The 15707-nt window shown below is 70.3% G+C and carries 19 protein-coding genes; 11 read left to right on the forward strand and 8 right to left on the reverse strand.

Annotated elements, in window-relative coordinates; genetic code table 11:
- Positions 1 to 84 precede the first annotated feature (84 nt).
- Positions 85 to 528 carry an acyl-CoA thioesterase gene (locus tag AC1DWC_RS16710; protein WP_477909776.1) on the forward strand — a complete coding sequence of 148 codons (444 nt, stop codon included), beginning with the start codon at positions 85 to 87 and terminating at the stop codon, positions 526 to 528.
- A 3-nt stretch (positions 529 to 531) separates the two neighbouring features.
- Here AC1DWC_RS16710 and AC1DWC_RS16715 read toward each other — a convergent pair whose 3' ends face one another.
- Positions 532 to 1494, reverse strand: coding sequence for a DUF3152 domain-containing protein (locus AC1DWC_RS16715; RefSeq protein ID WP_477909839.1), 963 nt, complete (start codon positions 1492 to 1494; stop codon positions 532 to 534).
- Positions 1495 to 1626: 132 nt separating this feature from the next.
- A complete protein-coding gene (locus AC1DWC_RS16720; RefSeq protein WP_477909778.1) occupies positions 1627 to 2598 on the reverse strand; it encodes an alpha/beta fold hydrolase in 972 nt (323 codons plus the stop codon).
- 135 nt (positions 2599 to 2733) lie between these two features.
- Here AC1DWC_RS16720 and AC1DWC_RS16725 point away from each other — a divergent pair, with 135 nt between their 5' ends.
- Positions 2734 to 3390, forward strand: coding sequence for an HTH-type transcriptional activator FasR (locus AC1DWC_RS16725; RefSeq protein ID WP_072843788.1), 657 nt, complete (start codon positions 2734 to 2736; stop codon positions 3388 to 3390).
- Between the two features lie 106 nt (positions 3391 to 3496).
- On the opposite strand, the gene AC1DWC_RS16730 is transcribed toward AC1DWC_RS16725, so the two are convergent.
- Positions 3497 to 3730: a DUF3107 domain-containing protein gene (locus AC1DWC_RS16730; protein ID WP_072843573.1), complete on the reverse strand. Its 234-nt coding sequence runs from the start codon at positions 3728 to 3730 to the stop codon at positions 3497 to 3499.
- Between the two features lie 113 nt (positions 3731 to 3843).
- Positions 3844 to 4524, reverse strand: coding sequence for a ferritin-like fold-containing protein (locus AC1DWC_RS16735; protein WP_477909780.1), 681 nt, complete (start codon positions 4522 to 4524; stop codon positions 3844 to 3846).
- 322 nt (positions 4525 to 4846) lie between these two features.
- Between AC1DWC_RS16735 and AC1DWC_RS16740 the strand changes: the two genes are divergently transcribed.
- Positions 4847 to 6460, forward strand: a complete 1614-nt coding sequence (locus AC1DWC_RS16740) for a DEAD/DEAH box helicase (protein ID WP_477909782.1) — start codon at positions 4847 to 4849, stop codon at positions 6458 to 6460.
- A 10-nt stretch (positions 6461 to 6470) separates the two neighbouring features.
- Positions 6471 to 7700: an Rv3212 family protein gene (locus AC1DWC_RS16745; RefSeq protein WP_477909784.1), complete on the forward strand. Its 1230-nt coding sequence runs from the start codon at positions 6471 to 6473 to the stop codon at positions 7698 to 7700.
- Positions 7701 to 7757: 57 nt separating this feature from the next.
- Here the strand turns inward: AC1DWC_RS16745 and AC1DWC_RS16750 are convergent, their stop codons facing one another.
- The gene (locus AC1DWC_RS16750) at positions 7758 to 8552 is read right to left on the reverse strand and encodes a ParA family protein (RefSeq protein WP_477909786.1); all 795 of its coding nucleotides are present in this window, start codon (positions 8550 to 8552) and stop codon (positions 7758 to 7760) included.
- A 72-nt stretch (positions 8553 to 8624) separates the two neighbouring features.
- Here AC1DWC_RS16750 and AC1DWC_RS16755 point away from each other — a divergent pair, with 72 nt between their 5' ends.
- Together AC1DWC_RS16755 and AC1DWC_RS16760 are read left to right on the forward strand one after the other, a co-directional pair.
- A complete protein-coding gene (locus AC1DWC_RS16755) occupies positions 8625 to 9206 on the forward strand; it encodes an acid phosphatase (RefSeq protein WP_477909788.1) in 582 nt (193 codons plus the stop codon).
- Positions 9207 to 9254: 48 nt separating this feature from the next.
- On the forward strand, positions 9255 to 9725 hold the full coding sequence (locus AC1DWC_RS16760) for an N-acetyltransferase family protein (protein ID WP_477909790.1): 471 nt from the start codon (positions 9255 to 9257) through the stop codon (positions 9723 to 9725).
- Here the strand turns inward: AC1DWC_RS16760 and AC1DWC_RS16765 are convergent.
- On the reverse strand, positions 9722 to 10165 hold the full coding sequence (locus tag AC1DWC_RS16765) for a hypothetical protein (RefSeq protein ID WP_477909792.1): 444 nt from the start codon (positions 10163 to 10165) through the stop codon (positions 9722 to 9724). The two genes, AC1DWC_RS16760 and AC1DWC_RS16765, sit on opposite strands and share 4 nt — an antisense overlap.
- 33 nt (positions 10166 to 10198) lie before the next feature.
- On the opposite strand from AC1DWC_RS16765, the gene AC1DWC_RS16770 reads away from it, so the two are divergent.
- Together AC1DWC_RS16770 and AC1DWC_RS16775 are read left to right on the forward strand one after the other, a co-directional pair.
- The gene (locus AC1DWC_RS16770) at positions 10199 to 11155 is read left to right on the forward strand and encodes a diacylglycerol/lipid kinase family protein (RefSeq protein ID WP_477909794.1); all 957 of its coding nucleotides are present in this window, start codon (positions 10199 to 10201) and stop codon (positions 11153 to 11155) included.
- Positions 11156 to 11444: 289 nt separating this feature from the next.
- Positions 11445 to 11699: a WhiB family transcriptional regulator gene (locus AC1DWC_RS16775; protein ID WP_072843582.1), complete on the forward strand. Its 255-nt coding sequence runs from the start codon at positions 11445 to 11447 to the stop codon at positions 11697 to 11699.
- Between the two features lie 112 nt (positions 11700 to 11811).
- On the opposite strand, the gene AC1DWC_RS16780 is transcribed toward AC1DWC_RS16775, so the two are convergent.
- Complete coding sequence (locus tag AC1DWC_RS16780) at positions 11812 to 13323, reverse strand: sensor histidine kinase (protein WP_477909796.1); 1512 nt, start codon at positions 13321 to 13323, stop codon at positions 11812 to 11814.
- A 16-nt stretch (positions 13324 to 13339) separates the two neighbouring features.
- On the reverse strand, positions 13340 to 13555 hold the full coding sequence (locus AC1DWC_RS16785; protein ID WP_477840800.1) for a biotin/lipoyl-binding carrier protein: 216 nt from the start codon (positions 13553 to 13555) through the stop codon (positions 13340 to 13342).
- A gap of 92 nt (positions 13556 to 13647) precedes the next feature.
- Between AC1DWC_RS16785 and AC1DWC_RS16790 the strand changes: the two genes are divergently transcribed.
- From AC1DWC_RS16790 to AC1DWC_RS16800, 3 genes are all read left to right on the forward strand, one after another.
- Complete coding sequence (locus AC1DWC_RS16790; protein WP_095413260.1) at positions 13648 to 13722, forward strand: 50S ribosomal protein bL37; 75 nt, start codon at positions 13648 to 13650, stop codon at positions 13720 to 13722.
- A 94-nt stretch (positions 13723 to 13816) separates the two neighbouring features.
- Positions 13817 to 14584: a hypothetical protein gene (locus AC1DWC_RS16795; protein ID WP_477909798.1), complete on the forward strand. Its 768-nt coding sequence runs from the start codon at positions 13817 to 13819 to the stop codon at positions 14582 to 14584.
- A 629-nt stretch (positions 14585 to 15213) separates the two neighbouring features.
- Positions 15214 to 15564, forward strand: a complete 351-nt coding sequence (locus tag AC1DWC_RS16800; RefSeq protein ID WP_477909800.1) for a hypothetical protein — start codon at positions 15214 to 15216, stop codon at positions 15562 to 15564.
- Positions 15565 to 15707 lie beyond the last annotated feature (143 nt).

Here is a 15707-nt window from a genome sequence, read left to right on the forward strand (position 1 = left end):
CCCACTCTTCCACGGAACGCGGCGTCCGCGGCTACCGTCTAGCCGCACCCGAAGTCCGCCCCCGTACAAACCATGAGGAGCACGATGACCGCCGGCCACACCCCGACCAGCTACACCGCCGAGGTCCCGGTGCGGTGGTCCGACATGGACGTCTTCCAGCACGTCAACCACGCCCGCATGGTGACCCTGCTCGAGGAGTCGCGAATCGACTGGCTGCGCGGCGTGGACCCGGAGGTCGCGGCGATGCTGCAGAACTCCGTCGTCGCGCACCTCGACGTGCGCTACCGCACCCCGCTGACCCACCACGACAGCCCGCTGTCGGTGACGATGTGGCTCGAACGGGTGCGCACCGTGGACCTGACCATCCGGTACGAGGTGCGTGCGGCCGGCGCGGCCGCCGACTCGCGGCCCGCGGTCCTGGCCACCACCCAGCTCGCGCTGGGCGACCCGCACACCCAGAGCCTGCGCCGGCTCACCGCCGAGGAGCGCGAGCAGCTGGCACCGTGGGTGCACGAGGCCGGCAGCTGACCGCTAGCCCCTCGGATACGGCCAGGGGTTGAAGCGGCAGGTCTTGCCGTCCATCGGGACGACGCCCTCCGGGTCCAGCTTCGCGATGTCGTTGTTGGAGGTGCCGAAGGTCTGCTGCATCATCACCGGCGCGAGGCCCCCGTCCGCCTCGCACGGCTGGTGCTGCTGGTAGCCGACGGCGTGCCCGACCTCGTGGTTGATCTGGTACTGGCGGTACGAGCCGATGTCGCCCTGGAAGCCCACGGCGCCACGCACCCAGCGCGGCTCGTTGAGCACCACCCGGTTGATGCCCGGGTTGTAGCAGGACACCTCGAGCTGGATGTCGTACCCACAGGCCTCCCGGATCGACATCTGCGAGGTCAGCGAGATCCGGAAGGTGGGTTCCCCGCTGTCGATGCGACGGAAGGCGAACCGCTGGTCGTGGGTCCAGCTCTTCGGGTTGGAAAGGGTCTCGTCGACCATCCGTCCGAAGGACTCGTCACCACCGAAACCGGCGGTGTCGACGCCGTCCTCGACCTCGACCGTGTAGGTGAAGACCTCTTCCGCACCGTGGCCGACCTGGTCTCGGGTGCCCGGCACCACGTGCCAGGTGCCCGCGCCGGTCACCGTGAACGGGCCGCCCTCGGGCAGCGAACCGGACGGGATCGACTCCGCGAAGTTGCCGTCGGCCTTCGGCGGCACCCCGATCACGTCGGTGCCGTCGGTGCTGGTGCTGCGCGCGCCGAAGCCGGGGTCGACGGCCGCGGTCTGGTCGGTGACGACGCCGCCGCGGACGGCGTCGACGAGCACCAGCACCGTGACCACCAGCAGGATCGGGATCGCGTAGGCACGCCACCCGTACACGGCGACGAACTTCCCGAGCTTGCTCTGCTTGCGTGCCTGGCGTTCCGGACGGGGGGTCCGGGGCCGTCCGACGTCGCGGCTGGTGGGGTCCCACTTGGCCCGCAACGGCTGGTGCGAGCCCACCCGCCGGGCGTCGGCGTCGTCCGGATTCCAGCCCTCGTCGCGGTCCTCGTCCGGGTCGCCACCGTCGCCTGGACCAAGCGGGATGCTGCCCCGCAGCCGCGGTCCACCTCGATCAGTCACCCAGCCAGAATCTCACAGACCGCCGCCGGCGCCATCCGGCGCGCCGGATCCGGCCCGCTCCGCGGCACCGCGGAGCAGGTCCGCAATGGCAGCCGCGGACTCGACCGGCGCCTCCCGTTGAGCCATGTGCCCGACCCCCTCCAGCACCCGCAATCGGCCGCCGGGGATCGCCTCGGCGACCCGGCGCGCGAGCCCCACCCCGACCAGTCGATCGGCCTCGCCCCAGATCACCAGGGTCGGTGCGAGCACCGCCCGGGCCGCGCCCCAGTGGCGGCCACGACCTGCCGTCCAGCTGTGCAGCAACGAGGTGAAGGTGCGGGCGACCGCCACCGCCGACCACGACATGGCGGCCCGGTCCTCGGCCAACGTCACGTCCTGACCGAGCCGCACCGGGTCGATGCCGGACGGGTCGCCGCCCCACACCGCGGCGATCTCGGCCCGCACCTGCTGTTCCGCCGGCACGCGCGCCATCAGCCCCGCAGCCCAGCCGCCGAGGACCGGAACGGCGGGCAGCGACAGCGGCAGGTAGGCCAGCCGTCGCGGCTGCGGCCGCAGGTCCGGGAAGGCGGGCGAGATCAGTGTCAGCGTGCGTACGAGATCCGGCCGACGACCGGCGACCCGGACCGCGACCGCCCCGCCCAACGAGTTCCCCACCAGGTGCGCCGGGCCGATCCGTTCGAGGTACTCGATCGTCAGCAGCACCAGCCGGTCCACCGAGTAGTCGTCGTCGGCGGCCGGCCCGGAGTAGCCGTGCCCCGGAAAGTCGAGCGCGTGCCCGTCGACGAGCGGACTCAACAACGCCGCGAGGTCGGTCCAGGCGAGCGAGGATCCGCCGAGACCGTGCAGGTACAGGCCCGGCTCGGCACCCGCGCCGCCGGGAGTGCGGCGCACGTTCACCCGGTTCCCACCGAGCTCGATCTCGGTGGCCGGCCAGGGCGGCGAGCACTGGTCGAGGTCGCCGAGTCCGGGACCTGGAATACTCATCCGTACAGCATGCGCCATTGCGCCGTTGTCCCGGAGACCGTCCGGGTAGTCTTCGATAACTTTGTGCACCCGGTGCAGGGAGCAAGTTCACCACGGCACCAGCTGCGACGGTGACAAAGCAAGATGGGAACCACCATGACAGAACTCGCCGATCGGGCCACGTCCGATCGCTCCACCGCGCCTGCCGCCCCTGCCAAGCGCAGCACCCGGCTGCCGCGTGACGCCCGCCGACTGCAGCTGCTGCAGGCGGCCAGCGAGGTGTTCGTGGCCCGCGGCTACCACTCGGCAGGCATGGACGAGATCGCCGAGTGTGCGGGCGTCAGCAAGCCGGTCCTGTACCAGCACTTCCCCGGCAAGCTCGAGCTCTACCTCGCGGTGCTGCAGAGCTACGTCGACAGCCTGATCTCCGGCGTGCGACAGGCCCTGCGCTCGACCACCGACAACCGGCAGCGCGTGCGCGCGGCGGTGCAGGCCTTCTTCGACTTCGTCGACAACGACAGCCAGGGCTACCGACTGGTGTTCGAGTCCGACCTGATGGGCGACCCGCAGGTGCTCGCCCGCGTCGACCAGGCCACCGAGGCCTGCGTGGACGCCGTCTTCGACCTGGTCAGCCACGACTCGGGGCTGGACCCCTACCGGGCCCGGATCCTGGCCGTCGGCCTCGTCGGCACCAGCCAGTTCACCGCCCGGTACTGGCTGCAGGCCAACCGGCCCATCCCCAAGGAGGAGGCGGTGGACACCACCGTCGTGCTCGCCTGGGGCGGCCTGTCCCACGTGCCCCTGCACTCCTAGGCACCCGAGCACTCCTAGGCACTCGAGACACCGAAGGACACGAAGACGGGGCCCGGAATTGTCCGCGCCCCGTCTTCGTGTCCGGATCCTTCTCGTTCCGGTGCGACTAGCTGGTCGAGGCGAACCCGACCTTGCGGATGTCGGACGGGCCGATCTCCACGTATGCCACCTTGCTGGCCTGGACCAGGAACTTGCGTCCCTTGTCGTCGGTGAGCGCGAGCATCCCGGCCGAGTCGCCACTGAACGCGGCGGCCACCAGCGCCTCGACCTCTTCCGAGGTCTGGCTGCTGTTCACGTTGAGCTCACGCGGGCTGTCAGAAACGCCGATCTTGACCTCCACGGCCAACCTCCGAAATCTCGTGCCATCACTACCGCTGCCCAGGCTAGTGCAGCGACCGGGCCCGACGCGGCGTCCACGCTGTGCCGAGAGCGAACAGCGCGCGGCCGTGCGGGTCAGACCAGTCCGAGGACCGCCATCCGTTCGGCGTGCCGTTCCTGCATGCGGTCGAACAGCGCCGCGATGCCGTTGAGGTCGCCGCTGGCGGTGATCACCAGTTCCGTCAACGCCTCGCGCTGCGCCATCACGTACTGTGCCTGGGTGATCGCCTCGCCGAGCAGGCGCCGGCCCCAGAGCATCAGCCGGTCCTTGTCCTGGGTGCTCGACGCGACGGCCGCGCTCACCTCCTGCACCACGAACTCCGAGTGCCCGGTCTCGGCCAGCACCTCCCGCACCACGTCGGCCACCGACGGGTCCAGCGAGTCCGCGATCTCGCGGTAGAAGTCGGCGGCGATCCCGTCACCGACATGCGCCTTGACCAGGGCTTCGAGCCAGGTCGACGGGTGGGTGGCGGCGTGGAAGTCGTCGAGCGGCGTGACGAACGGCGCCATCGCCTCGTACACGTCGTGGCCGCGGGCGGTGATCGTCGTCTCGAGTGTCACGAAGTGCCGCATCTCCGCGCCCGCCATCCGGGCGAGCGCGACCCGGCCCTGCAGCGTCGGGGACATCCGCGCGTCCTCCGCGAGGCGGTAGAAGGCGGAGATCTCGCCGTACGCGAGAACGGCGAACAGTTCGCCCACTCCCGGGTGATCGGCGGCTATGGCTGGCGTCAACGAATCCGAGGAATTGGCTCCCATGCGGACAGCCTAGACGTACGGTTGCCCGCCGATTCCGCGGCGCGGCCACCCGACGCGCGGGTGACATTCGCCATGCATGCACCCGATCCGGCAGTGGCGCAAGTTACCATGGACGCGGGCAGCCGCCCGTTGCCCGCCACAACAGGGCCGACGAGTTCTCACCGGCGGCCCACAGATAATGTGCGCGCACCTGATCTCGAGGTCCCTTCCCGCGCCGCGCCGAGATCCCCGTGATCTCCCCGCTGGCAGCAGGAAGCGCGACTCACGGACGAGGGCACCGACATCGGCCGACACCCGGCCTGGCCCCCAAGCTCGTGCGCGCGTGCCAACGAGGAAGGCCAGACCCCTGAGCAAGATCACTATCGACCACGAAGACGACGCGACCGAAACAACGTTGTCCGCCCAGCTCGACGAGACGCACATTGCCCCCACCTTCGCCGAACTCGGCGTCCGCGACGAGATCGTCCGGGCCCTCGCCGAGATCGGCATCGACCGCACCTTCGCCATCCAGGAACTGACGCTGCCGCTCGCGCTGGCCGGCGACGACCTGATCGGCCAGGCCCGCACCGGCATGGGCAAGACCTTCGGCTTCGGCGTGCCGCTGCTGCACCGCATCGCGACCGGCGACACCGGGACCGCGACGCTCGACGGCACCCCCCGCGCGCTGATCATCGTGCCGACCCGCGAGCTGTGCGTCCAGGTCACCGAGGACCTGGTCAACGCGAGCAAGTACCTCGCGGCCGGTGACCGCAAGCTCGAGGTGCTCTCGATCTACGGCGGACGCCCGTACGAGACCCAGATCGCCGCACTCCAGAAGGGCGTCGACGTCGTCGTCGGCACCCCGGGCCGCCTGCTCGACCTGGCCAAGCAGGGCCACCTGATCCTGGGCAAGGTCGGCGTCCTGGTGCTCGACGAGGCCGACGAGATGCTCGACCTCGGCTTCCTGCCGGACATCGAGCGGATCCTCGGCATGGTCCCCACCAAGCGTCAGACGATGCTGTTCTCGGCCACCATGCCGGGCCCGATCATCACCCTCGCGCGCACCTTCCTGACGCAGCCGACGCACATCCGCGCCGAGGAGCCCGAGTCCTCCGCCGTGCACGACCGCACCACCCAGCACGTCTACCGCGCGCACGCGCTGGACAAGGCCGAGATGGTCGCCCGCGTGCTGCAGGCCGAGGGCCGCGGCGCCACCATGATCTTCACCCGCACCAAGCGGACCGCGCAGAAGGTCGCCGACGACCTCGCGGAGCGCGGCTTCTCGGTCGGCGCCGTGCACGGCGACCTCGGCCAGGTCGCCCGCGAGAAGGCGCTCAAAGGCTTCCGGACCGGCAAGGTCGACGTCCTGGTCGCCACCGACGTGGCCGCCCGCGGCATCGACATCGACGACGTCACGCACGTCATCAACTATCAGTGCCCCGAGGACGAGAAGACCTACGTGCACCGGATCGGCCGCACCGGCCGCGCGGGCCGCACCGGCATCGCGGTCACCCTGGTCGACTGGGACGACATCCCCCGCTGGCAGCTGATCGACAAGGCCCTCAACCTGGGCATGCCGGACCCCGTCGAGACGTACTCCAGCTCCGAGCACCTGTACACGGACCTGGCCATCCCGGCAGGCGCGAAGGGCACGGTCCGCCGGCAGAAGGCCGAGCGCGCCGAGTCCGAGTCCACCGACGAGACCAGCTCGACCGCGACGCGTTCCGCCGAGACGGCCGAGAAGTCGGAGCGGCCGCGTCGCGCCCACCCCCGCAAGCGCACCCGCGGCGGACGCAGCACCGACGAGACCAACGCTGCCGCAGCGGTTTCCGACGCTCCGGCCACGGACACCACCGCGCCGTCCGGCGACGGCACCGCCCCCGCTCGGCGTCGGCGTCGTCGCCGCAAGCCCGCCGCGGCGGCGGGCGCGGCCACCGCAGTCGCAGCCTCGGAGTAACCGACTGCCGATGCTCGCACCCGAGCGGCGCACCCGCGTCGACCTGTTGGCCGCCGGCGCGATCGCGCTCGTTGTGCTGCTCGCGGCCGGGGTGATCTGGCTCCGTAGCGATGCCCGGGGTACCACCTCGGTCACCGCGCGGACGCCGGCCACCCCGGCCGACTCGGCACTGTCCGTGCCCGAGTCCCTGACCGAGGCCTGGCGCGCCGCCAGCGGCGCCACCACCGCCCCGATCGTCGCGGGCGGTGCCGTCGTCACCGCCGACGACGGCACCGTCACCGGGCGCGACCGCGCGACCGGCGACGAGATCTGGCACTACCGGCGGGACATGCCGCTGTGCGGCGCGATCGGGGCCTGGAACACCGCCGTCGCGGTGTACCGGGACCGGTCCGGCTGCGGCCAGGTCACCCAGCTCGACGGCTCGACCGGAACCCGTGAGGCCCAGCGCAACAGCGAAGCCGACGACGTGGTGACGCTCTCCGAGGACGGCACCTACGCAACGGCCCGCGGCTCCACCCGGCTGGAGGTGTGGCGTTCCGACCTGGTCCGCACCCTCGAGTACGGGCGGGTGGCCGCGCCGGTGAACCCGAAGGCGCAGCCGCGCACCGGGTGCGAACTCCTCTCCTCCGGCTCGAGCAGCGGCCGCCTCGCGGTGGTCGAGCGGTGCCCGGACGAGGCGGCGGCCCGGCTGAGCGTGCAGAACCCGGCCCCCAAGGACAACACCGAGCCCGAGGAGTACGGCACCACCCTGCTCGACGACGCCGGCGAGGGCGTCCGGGTGATCGCGGTCTCCGGCGACCGCACCGCGCTGTACCTGCCCCCGGGGCCGGCCTCGGCTCCCGGCAGCGGCGGACGGATCGGGGTCTACGACGGCACCGGCGCGATCGTGGACCAGTTCCCGGTTGCCGGCGAGGTGTCCCCCACCGCTGTGGCCGTCAAGGTCGGATCCACCTTCACATGGTGGACCGGTTCACGCGTGATTGCTTTGCGCACAACAGATTTGACGCCGACCTGGACGTTCGACGGAGCGCTCGGCCCCGGCACCGCGATGGCCGGCCAGATCCTGGTGCCGGTTGCCGACGCCGTCGCCGTGCTCGACTCCGCCACCGGCGCCCAGATCCACCGCATCCCGGTGGACCGCTCGCCCGCACCGACCGGCGCGGGCGAACCGATCAGGTCCGCCGCGCTCGGGTCGCTGCTCCTCGAGCAGCGCGGCGACGAGGTCGTCGCGCTGCACTGAGCCGAGCCAAGCCCGAGCCAAGCCCGAGCCAAGCCCGAGCCGAGCCGCGAGCGCCGGCTAGCCCGCCGGGTTGAACGTCTCGAGCGCCGCGCCCGTGTCCCAGTGCGCCGTCAACTGCCGGGCCAACTCGCGATAAGCCTGCGCTCCCTTGGACTTTCGGCCGGCCAGTACCGTCGCTCCGGAGGCCGTCGCCTCCGCGAACTTCACGGTCCGTGGGATCGGCGGCGCCAGGACCGGCAGATCGTAGCGGTCCGCGACGTCGGAGAGCACGTCCCGGCTGTGGGTGGTGCGCGCGTCGTACAGGGTCGGCAGGGCACCGAGCAGCTGCAGGTTCGGGTTGGTGATCTGCTGGACCTCGCTGACCGTCCGCAGCAGCTGTCCGACGCCGCGGTGCGCCAGCGTCTCGCACTGCAACGGCACCAGCACGGCGTCCGCCGCGGTCAGGCCGTTGAGGGTGAGCACGCCGAGGGACGGCGGGCAGTCGATCAGCACGGTGTCGAAATCGCCGTCCAGCGTCGCGATGGCGCGCTTGAGCGCGAACTCACGCCCCGGGCGCATCAGCAGCACCGCCTCCGCGCCGGCCAGGTCGATGGTCGCGGGCGCCAGCGACAGCCCTTCGGAGGTCGGCAGGATCACCTCACGCAGGGACACCTCGCCGGTCAGCACGTCGTGCACCGACGACTCCAACCGGTCGGGGTTGTGCCCCAACGAGAAGGTCAGGCAGCCCTGCGGGTCGAGGTCGACCACCAACACCTTGCGTCCGAGCGCGGCCAAAGCCGCCCCCAGAGACGCCACCGTGGTCGTCTTGGCGACCCCACCCTTTTGATTCGCCACAGCGAGCACAGTTGTCACGGCTGTGATCTTTGCGCAATTCACGCCGGGTGGCGAGCGCTGGCACCTCACGGCCCTGGCATCATCGAGTCCATGACCGTCGCCGACCCCCGCATCGTCCTGCTCCGGCACGGCGAGACGGAGTGGTCGCGCACCGGCCGCCACACCGGCCGCACCGACGTCCCGATGACCACCGCCGGCCAGGAGCAGGCCCGGCGAGCGGGGGCGCGGGTGGCCGCGCTCGGCCTGCGTGACCCGCTGGTGCTCTCCAGCCCCCGGCAGCGGTCCGTACGGACGGCGGAACTCGCCGGTCTCGACGCCCGCGAGTGGGACGCGCTGGCCGAGTGGGACTACGGGCAGTACGAGGGCCTGACGACGCCGCAGATCCGCGAGCAGGTCCCGCAGTGGACCGTCTGGACCCACCCGTGCCCGGGCGGCGAGCCCGCCGACACCGTGGCTGCCCGGGCCGACATGGTGCTGGCCATCGCGCTCTCACGACTCGACGACCGGGACGTGGTCCTGGTCGGGCACGGCCACTTCTCCCGCGCCCTGCTGGCGCGCTGGGCGGGCCTGCCCGTCGCGGCCGGCAGCCGGTTCGGCATGTTCCCCGGCGCGGTCTCCGTGCTCGGTTTCGAACACGGCGTCCAGCAGGTCGTCTCCCACAACCTCACCTGACCCGGCGACCGAACAGCAGCCGGCACCCGAGCAGAAAGCAGGCAAGACATGATCCGGCGGGCCACCCCCGACGACGTCACGGCCGTCACCGGCCTGATCTACGACCTCGCCGAGTACGAGAAGGCCCGGCACGAGTGCACGGTCACCGAGGAGCAGATCGCCACGGCTCTGTTCGGCGACGCACCCGCGGCGTTCTGCCACGTCGCCGAGGATTCCGGCAAGGTGGTCGGGCTGGCCCTGTGGTTCCTGAACTTCTCCACCTGGGACGGCGTGCACGGGATCTACCTCGAGGACCTGTTCGTGCTGCCCGAGTTCCGCGGTGCCGGGCACGGCAAGGCGCTGCTGACGGCACTGGCCCGCGAGTGCGTGGACCGCGGCTACTCGCGGATGAGCTGGGCGGTGCTGAAGTGGAACACGCCGTCGATCGAGTTCTACGACTCGCTCGGCGCGCAGCCGCAGGACGAGTGGACCACCTACCGGCTCTCCGGCGCCCCGCTCGCGGCGCTCGGCGGACGCTAGTCGGCGTCCTTCTCTCCGAACTCCTCGTCGACCCCGTACGCCGCGGCCATCCAGCGGCTGGTCGGGCCGCTGAACAACAGCAGCAGCGCGGGCACCACCACAAGGCCCAACAAGGTGCCGTAGACCGGCTGGTCGGAGCCGGTCATCAACGACCACACCACCGGCAGCAGCAGCAGCTGGGCAAGCACGGCGAGGGAGCGACCCCAGCGGCGCCCCCGCAGCAGCGCGATGCCGCCGGCGAGCACACCACCGCCGAGGATGCCCGCCCAGGCGGCGGTGCCGTAGCTGCTGGCAATGCTCTGGTCGTGTCCCAGCAGGCCGCGCACGACCAGGATCGCGGCCAGTACCAGCGCGACGACCCCCTCCAGGGTCACCAGCACACCCGCCCAACGGACGGTGTTCGGCAGGACGGGTGAGACGGACGACGGTTGCTCGGACACGCGGCCAGCCTAGCCGGGCTAGGGTTGCTACCCGTGCGTGCGCTGCTGATCGTCAACCCCAATGCGACTTCCACCACTCCCGCGGCCCGCGACCTGCTCGCGCATGCGCTGTCGAGCCGGGTCGAGGTCCGGGTGGTGACGACCACACATCGCGGTCACGCCGCGGAGCTCGCGCGGCGGGCATCCCTCGAGGGCGTCCGGCTGATCATCGTGCACGGCGGCGACGGGACCGTGAACGAGGTGATCAACGGCCTTCTCGGCGTACCGGAACCCGACACCATGAGCGCGGTGACCTTCGGGCCGACGCCGCTGGTCGCCGTCGTGCCTGGCGGGTCCGCGAATGTGTTCGCCCGTTCCCTCGGCATCGACGCCGACCCGGTGGTCGCGACGAACCAGCTGATCGAACTGCTCGAACTGCGGGAGCGTCGACGCGTCGGGCTCGGCCACTGTGACGGCCGCTGGTTCACCTTCAATGCCGGAATGGGATTCGACGCCCAGGTGTGCGAGGCCATCGACGCGAGCCGCGCCAATGGGCACGCGGCGACGCCGGGCCGGTATGTCCGCACCGCCCTCCGCGCCTTCCTGCGCAACCGCCGCGTCGCGCCGACGCTGACGGTGCACACCCCGGGGCACGAACCGGTCGACGGCGTGCACTACGCCTTCGTGTCCAATTCGAGCCCGTGGACGTACCTGAATGCGCGGCCGGTCCGGGTCAACCCGGAGACCACGTTCGAGACCGGCCTCGGCGTCTTCGCGATGCGGACGACGAGCGTCACGACCACCCTGCGACTGATCCGGCAGATGCTGACCCCGGGCTCACAACCGAAGTCCCGCAAGCTTTTTCGGACCGACGATGTGTCCCGGGTGCGAATCGTCGCGACCGCGCCGATCGGCCTGCAGATGGACGGCGACTACATCGGGATGCGCAGCGAAGTGGAGTTCGTCTCGGTGCCGGACGCCCTGACGGTCATTGCCCCCAGCCGAGCGTGACGAGATTGCCCCCAGCCGGGCCTGACGGACTGTCCGACCGGACAAAGTTCAAAGGAAATTCTACGCTACTAGTGCATTACCGCCTCGCGCGGGGTAGAAAGTAACGCACACCACAGCTGCGGCAAACGTAGAGTGAGTTACCCCACGGAGTGGTCAAATTCTATTGACTTCCAGCGTGTTCGTGAAAGCATTCACAAGCAACAGCGTGGAAACAATGTCCACCGAGCGCATGAACGATGCGATACGAAACGAAGCGGTGCCGAACGCACCCGTGTAAAGGAGCAGAGCCATGGACTGGCGCCACAATGCAATCTGTCGCGACGAGGACCCGGAACTGTTCTTCCCCGTGGGAAACAGTGGCCCGGCCATCGCGCAGATCGCGGACGCCAAGCTGGTGTGCAACCGCTGCCCCGTGACCGCCGACTGCCTGTCCTGGGCCCTCGAGTCCGGCCAGGACGCGGGCGTCTGGGGCGGCATGGGCGAGGACGAGCGTCGCGCTCTCAAGCGTCGCAACGCGCGCACCCGGGCACGCAGCGCGGTCTGACCAGCAGTATACGAATGGGCCCGGCACCTGGTGGTGCCGGGCCTAAGTCGTCTCCGGGGCCCTGCCGTCTTGGTGGCTCAAACCGCCGGCGTTCCTCAGCCGGGGCCGCTCCTCATGACCGGCCGGCGCGTCGACCCAACGGCACCCGGAGCGACGCGTCGGTGCCGCTGCCCTCGGCCGGCTCCAGGCCCACCGATCCACCCAGTTCCGCCGAGACCAGGGTGCGGACGATCTGCAGCCCCAGCCGGTCGGAGCCTTCCAGGCTGAACCCCGGCGGCAGCCCCTTCCCGTCGTCGTGGATGACCACGTCCAGCCAGCGGGCCGAGCGCCGCACGATCATCGTCACGGTCCCCGGCACTCCCGGGTCGAAGGCGTGCTCGATGGCGTTCTGGACCAGTTCCGTCAGCACCATCACCAGCGGGGTGGCCCGTTCGGCCGGGAAGACGCCGAAGCTGCCCTCCCGTCGGATCTGCACGGGGCTCCCCACCACCGCGACGTCGGCCATGATCGGGGTGAGCCGGTCGACGACCTCGTCGAGGTTGACCTCCTCGTCGACCGACATCGACAGCGTGTCGTGCACCAGCGCGATCGAACTGACCCTGCGGACCGACTCGCTCAGTGCCTGACGGGCCTCTTCGTTGTTGGTGCGCCTGGCCTGCAGCCGCAGCAGCGCCGCCACCGTCTGCAGGTTGTTCTTCACCCGGTGGTGGATCTCCCGGATGGTGGCATCCTTGCTCAGCAACGCCCGGTCCCGGCGCTTGACCTCCGTGACGTCGCGGATCAGCACCACCGCACCCGACGGCTGCCCGCCCGGGCGCAGCACCAGGGTGCGCAGCAACACGGTGGCGCCCCGCGCCTCCACCTCCATCCGCTTGCCGGCCTTGCCCTCGAGCGCGCCGCGGATGTCGTCGGCGATGTACTGGGCGTCGAACGGGTCGGTGATCAGGGTCCTCATCACCGCCGGCAGGTCGCGGCTCTTCAGACTCGTCGTGGTCAGCCCCATCCGGTGGTACGCGGACAGCGCGTTCGGGCTGGCGTAGATGACCGTCCCGTCGGTGTCGAGCCGGATGAACCCGTCACCCGCCCGCGGACTCGACAGGATCTCGCTGTGCTCCTCGGGCGTCGGGAACGTGCCCTCGCTGATCATCTGGCACAGTTCCCCCGCGCAGTCGAGGTAGGCGACCTCGAGCGGGCTGGACTGCCGCTTCTGAGTGGGGTTGGTGTCGCGGCTCAGGACGGCGATGACCTCGCCGGCGCAGCGGACCGGCACGGCCTCGCGGCGAACCGGGGTCCCCTCCGCGGCGGGGTCGTCGTCGACGCGGACGATCCGCCACTCCTCGAAGGCCTGGCGCACGTGTGGGTGCTCGTCGTCCGAGACCACCGAACCGACGGCGTCCTCCGCGAAGGCGGTCGGCGCGGTGGTCGGCCGGCACTGCGCGACGCACACCACCTCACCCACGCCGGGCGCGTCCGGGTCGTCGCGGTCGGTGGCGACCCAGAGCAGTACGTCGGCAAAGGACAGGTCGGCCAGCAGCTGCCACTCCCCTACCACCCGCTGCAGGTGGTCCACCGCCTCGCCGGGCAGGTCGGTGTGCTCGGCCAGCAGGTCACTGAGAGTAGACATCGTCGAGTGCGTCGGGTCAGGAGATGACGGCGATCAGGTCGCCCTGCTGGATCACGTCGCCCACCGTCACGCCGAGCGAGGTGACCGTGCCCGGCACCTCCGCGAGCACCGGAATCTCCATCTTCATCGACTCCAGGATCACGAGGGTGTCACCCTCCTTGACCTCGTCGCCTTCGGCGACAACGACCTGGTAGACGGTGGAAACCATCTCCGCACGCACATCTTCCGCCATCGAGCACCTCGCTTGTATCGACCGTCAGTGAAGTACAGCCAACCACACGTGGGAGAATGTCCCGGAGCGAGATCTGAGGGAAGGAGACAACCATGGGTAAGCGTGGTCGCAAGAAGCGCAGCCGTAAGGGCAACAAGGCCAACCACGGCAAGCGTCCCAACGCCTGACGCGTCGTAGGTAGCAACACCCAGAAGGCCGGGGCACCGTAAGGTCGCGTCACCTGCCCTCGATTGGAGGCCCGTGCCCCTCTCGTCAACAACTATGGTCCGCCCCCGCCTGCGCCGCCTCACCGCGGCGGTGGCCACCGCCGCGGTGCTCGCCGGTGGACTCGCAGCCGGCGCCGGCACCTCGGGGGCCACCGGGTCGGCGATCCTTCTCGGCGAGGCCACCGGATCTGCCGACCTCACCGCCGGATCCTCCGGCCTGACGACCGGATCCACCGACCTGGTGGCTGCCACCGGGTCCTCGAGCAACAATCCCGACCTTCCTCGCGCCGCCACCCGCACGGTCGAGAACGTCTCCGCCACCCGGGAAGTGATCGGCGACAACACGGGCCTGCCCGGCGACACCGTGACCTACCGCACCACCGTCGCCGCGACGGCGGCACCGGACCGTCTGGTCACCCGGATAGCCGATCTGCCCAGCCACGTCCAGGTCTACGTACCCGGCAGCGCGAAGATCACCTACACCGCCGCCGACGGCACCCGGACGACCGAGGCCGTCACACCCGCCAGGACCACCTCGGCAGACGGCTTCGACTCCCTGGCGGCCTCGGGCCCCGGCTGGCCGATCTCCGCCGAGTCCGGCGCCACACTGGTCTACGAGATCACCTACCGGTGGACCGACAACAACGTCGTCAACCTCACGATGTTCCCCACCACGCGACTCGACACCGGCGTCGCCCTCGACGTCACCGGGCTCGGCACCGTCGGCTGGACCACGATGGGCGCCCTCGCCGGTTGCGAGCAGTACTGCGTGTGGAGGCTGTTCGACGCATTCGAGTTCATCGGCCAACGGTCCGGCAGCTGAACCACTGGGCATCGAAATGCCGTGATCCACAACGAGATTGAATGTCAGGGCACTACCTCATTTATCCAGGGCGGACCGCCTCGCGCAACTGCTCCACCGCCTTGCCGCGGGCGGACGAAGTGTCCCGAGGATGCGATACACGAGGGCCGGGGCACCGCTGCATGCCCCGGCCCTCGTCGTGTCTGCCGAACGGGCGGTTTCCTGACCAACGGTCGAGAGCGCACCAGACAACCGCCCGGTCGTGCGGCCGCGCGATTCCGACTCGAACCCCTCGCCCTTCCGCTGCCGAACGGAGATCCGATGCCCCGCCCGTCCCTGCTCACCCGCCCGACGGCCCGCCGCCTCGTCACAGCCTTGGCCGCCACTGGTCTGCTCGCCTCCGGCCTGGTCGCCGGCGCCGGTACCGCGGGCGCCATCGGCTCCTCGGACTTCGGCATCGGCGCCCCGAATCATCCCGAGCTGATCCCCACCGCGACACGCACCGCGGAGAACGTATCGGTCACCCGGGAGGTCATCGGCCCCAACTCGGGCTACGCGGGCGACAAGATCACTTTCAGGACGACGATCTCCGCTACGGCAGGGCCGGCCCGGCAGGGCAGGTCACCAGAATCATCGAACGCGAGCAACTCATGTTCTACGTCCCGAGCACGGCGAAGCTCACCTACACCGACGCGGACGGCACCCGGACCACCGAGGCGGTCACTCCGATTCATGTGGGCGCGACATACGACGGCGTCAGGCGAACCGACCCAAGGGGAATGGAGGTGTCGAGCGCCGGCTGGCCGATCTCCGCCGACTCCGGCGCCACTGTCGTCTTCGAGATCACCTACCAGTGGATGGATTTCAGCGGCAGGCCCTCCATGGGGGACGGGGTGACCTACACCGGCGTCGGTATCGACGTCACCGGGCTGGGCACCCTGGACTGGCCCCTGATGACCACCTCCCTCGGCAGCCTCCACAGGGGCCCGTTCGAGAGCTGACCCAGCCAGCTCCGGCTTCTGTCGTCTAAATACCGTTAGACACAACAGTTTTCACAATTTCCGGCCAGGCAGGACGGTCATCCATACGATGGCCACAGCATGGCCGGGGGATCAATCTCCCACCCCGGCTTGCGCCCCGAACT

Source organism: Rhodococcus sp. P4_C10, from assembly GCF_056402135.1.

Coding starts and splice junctions, on each gene's coding strand:
- AC1DWC_RS16710 (WP_477909776.1), top strand. CDS start 85: ATGACCGCCGGCCACACCCCGACCAGCTACACCGCCGAGGTCCCGGTG.
- AC1DWC_RS16720 (WP_477909778.1), bottom strand. CDS start 2,598: ATGAGTATTCCAGGTCCCGGACTCGGCGACCTCGACCAGTGCTCGCCG.
- AC1DWC_RS16725 (WP_072843788.1), top strand. CDS start 2,734: ATGACAGAACTCGCCGATCGGGCCACGTCCGATCGCTCCACCGCGCCT.
- AC1DWC_RS16735 (WP_477909780.1), bottom strand. CDS start 4,524: ATGGGAGCCAATTCCTCGGATTCGTTGACGCCAGCCATAGCCGCCGAT.
- AC1DWC_RS16745 (WP_477909784.1), top strand. CDS start 6,471: ATGCTCGCACCCGAGCGGCGCACCCGCGTCGACCTGTTGGCCGCCGGC.
- AC1DWC_RS16755 (WP_477909788.1), top strand. CDS start 8,625: ATGACCGTCGCCGACCCCCGCATCGTCCTGCTCCGGCACGGCGAGACG.
- AC1DWC_RS16760 (WP_477909790.1), top strand. CDS start 9,255: ATGATCCGGCGGGCCACCCCCGACGACGTCACGGCCGTCACCGGCCTG.
- AC1DWC_RS16775 (WP_072843582.1), top strand. CDS start 11,445: ATGGACTGGCGCCACAATGCAATCTGTCGCGACGAGGACCCGGAACTG.
- AC1DWC_RS16780 (WP_477909796.1), bottom strand. CDS start 13,323: ATGTCTACTCTCAGTGACCTGCTGGCCGAGCACACCGACCTGCCCGGC.
- AC1DWC_RS16785 (WP_477840800.1), bottom strand. CDS start 13,555: ATGGCGGAAGATGTGCGTGCGGAGATGGTTTCCACCGTCTACCAGGTC.
- AC1DWC_RS16795 (WP_477909798.1), top strand. CDS start 13,817: ATGGTCCGCCCCCGCCTGCGCCGCCTCACCGCGGCGGTGGCCACCGCC.
- AC1DWC_RS16800 (WP_477909800.1), top strand. CDS start 15,214: ATGTTCTACGTCCCGAGCACGGCGAAGCTCACCTACACCGACGCGGAC.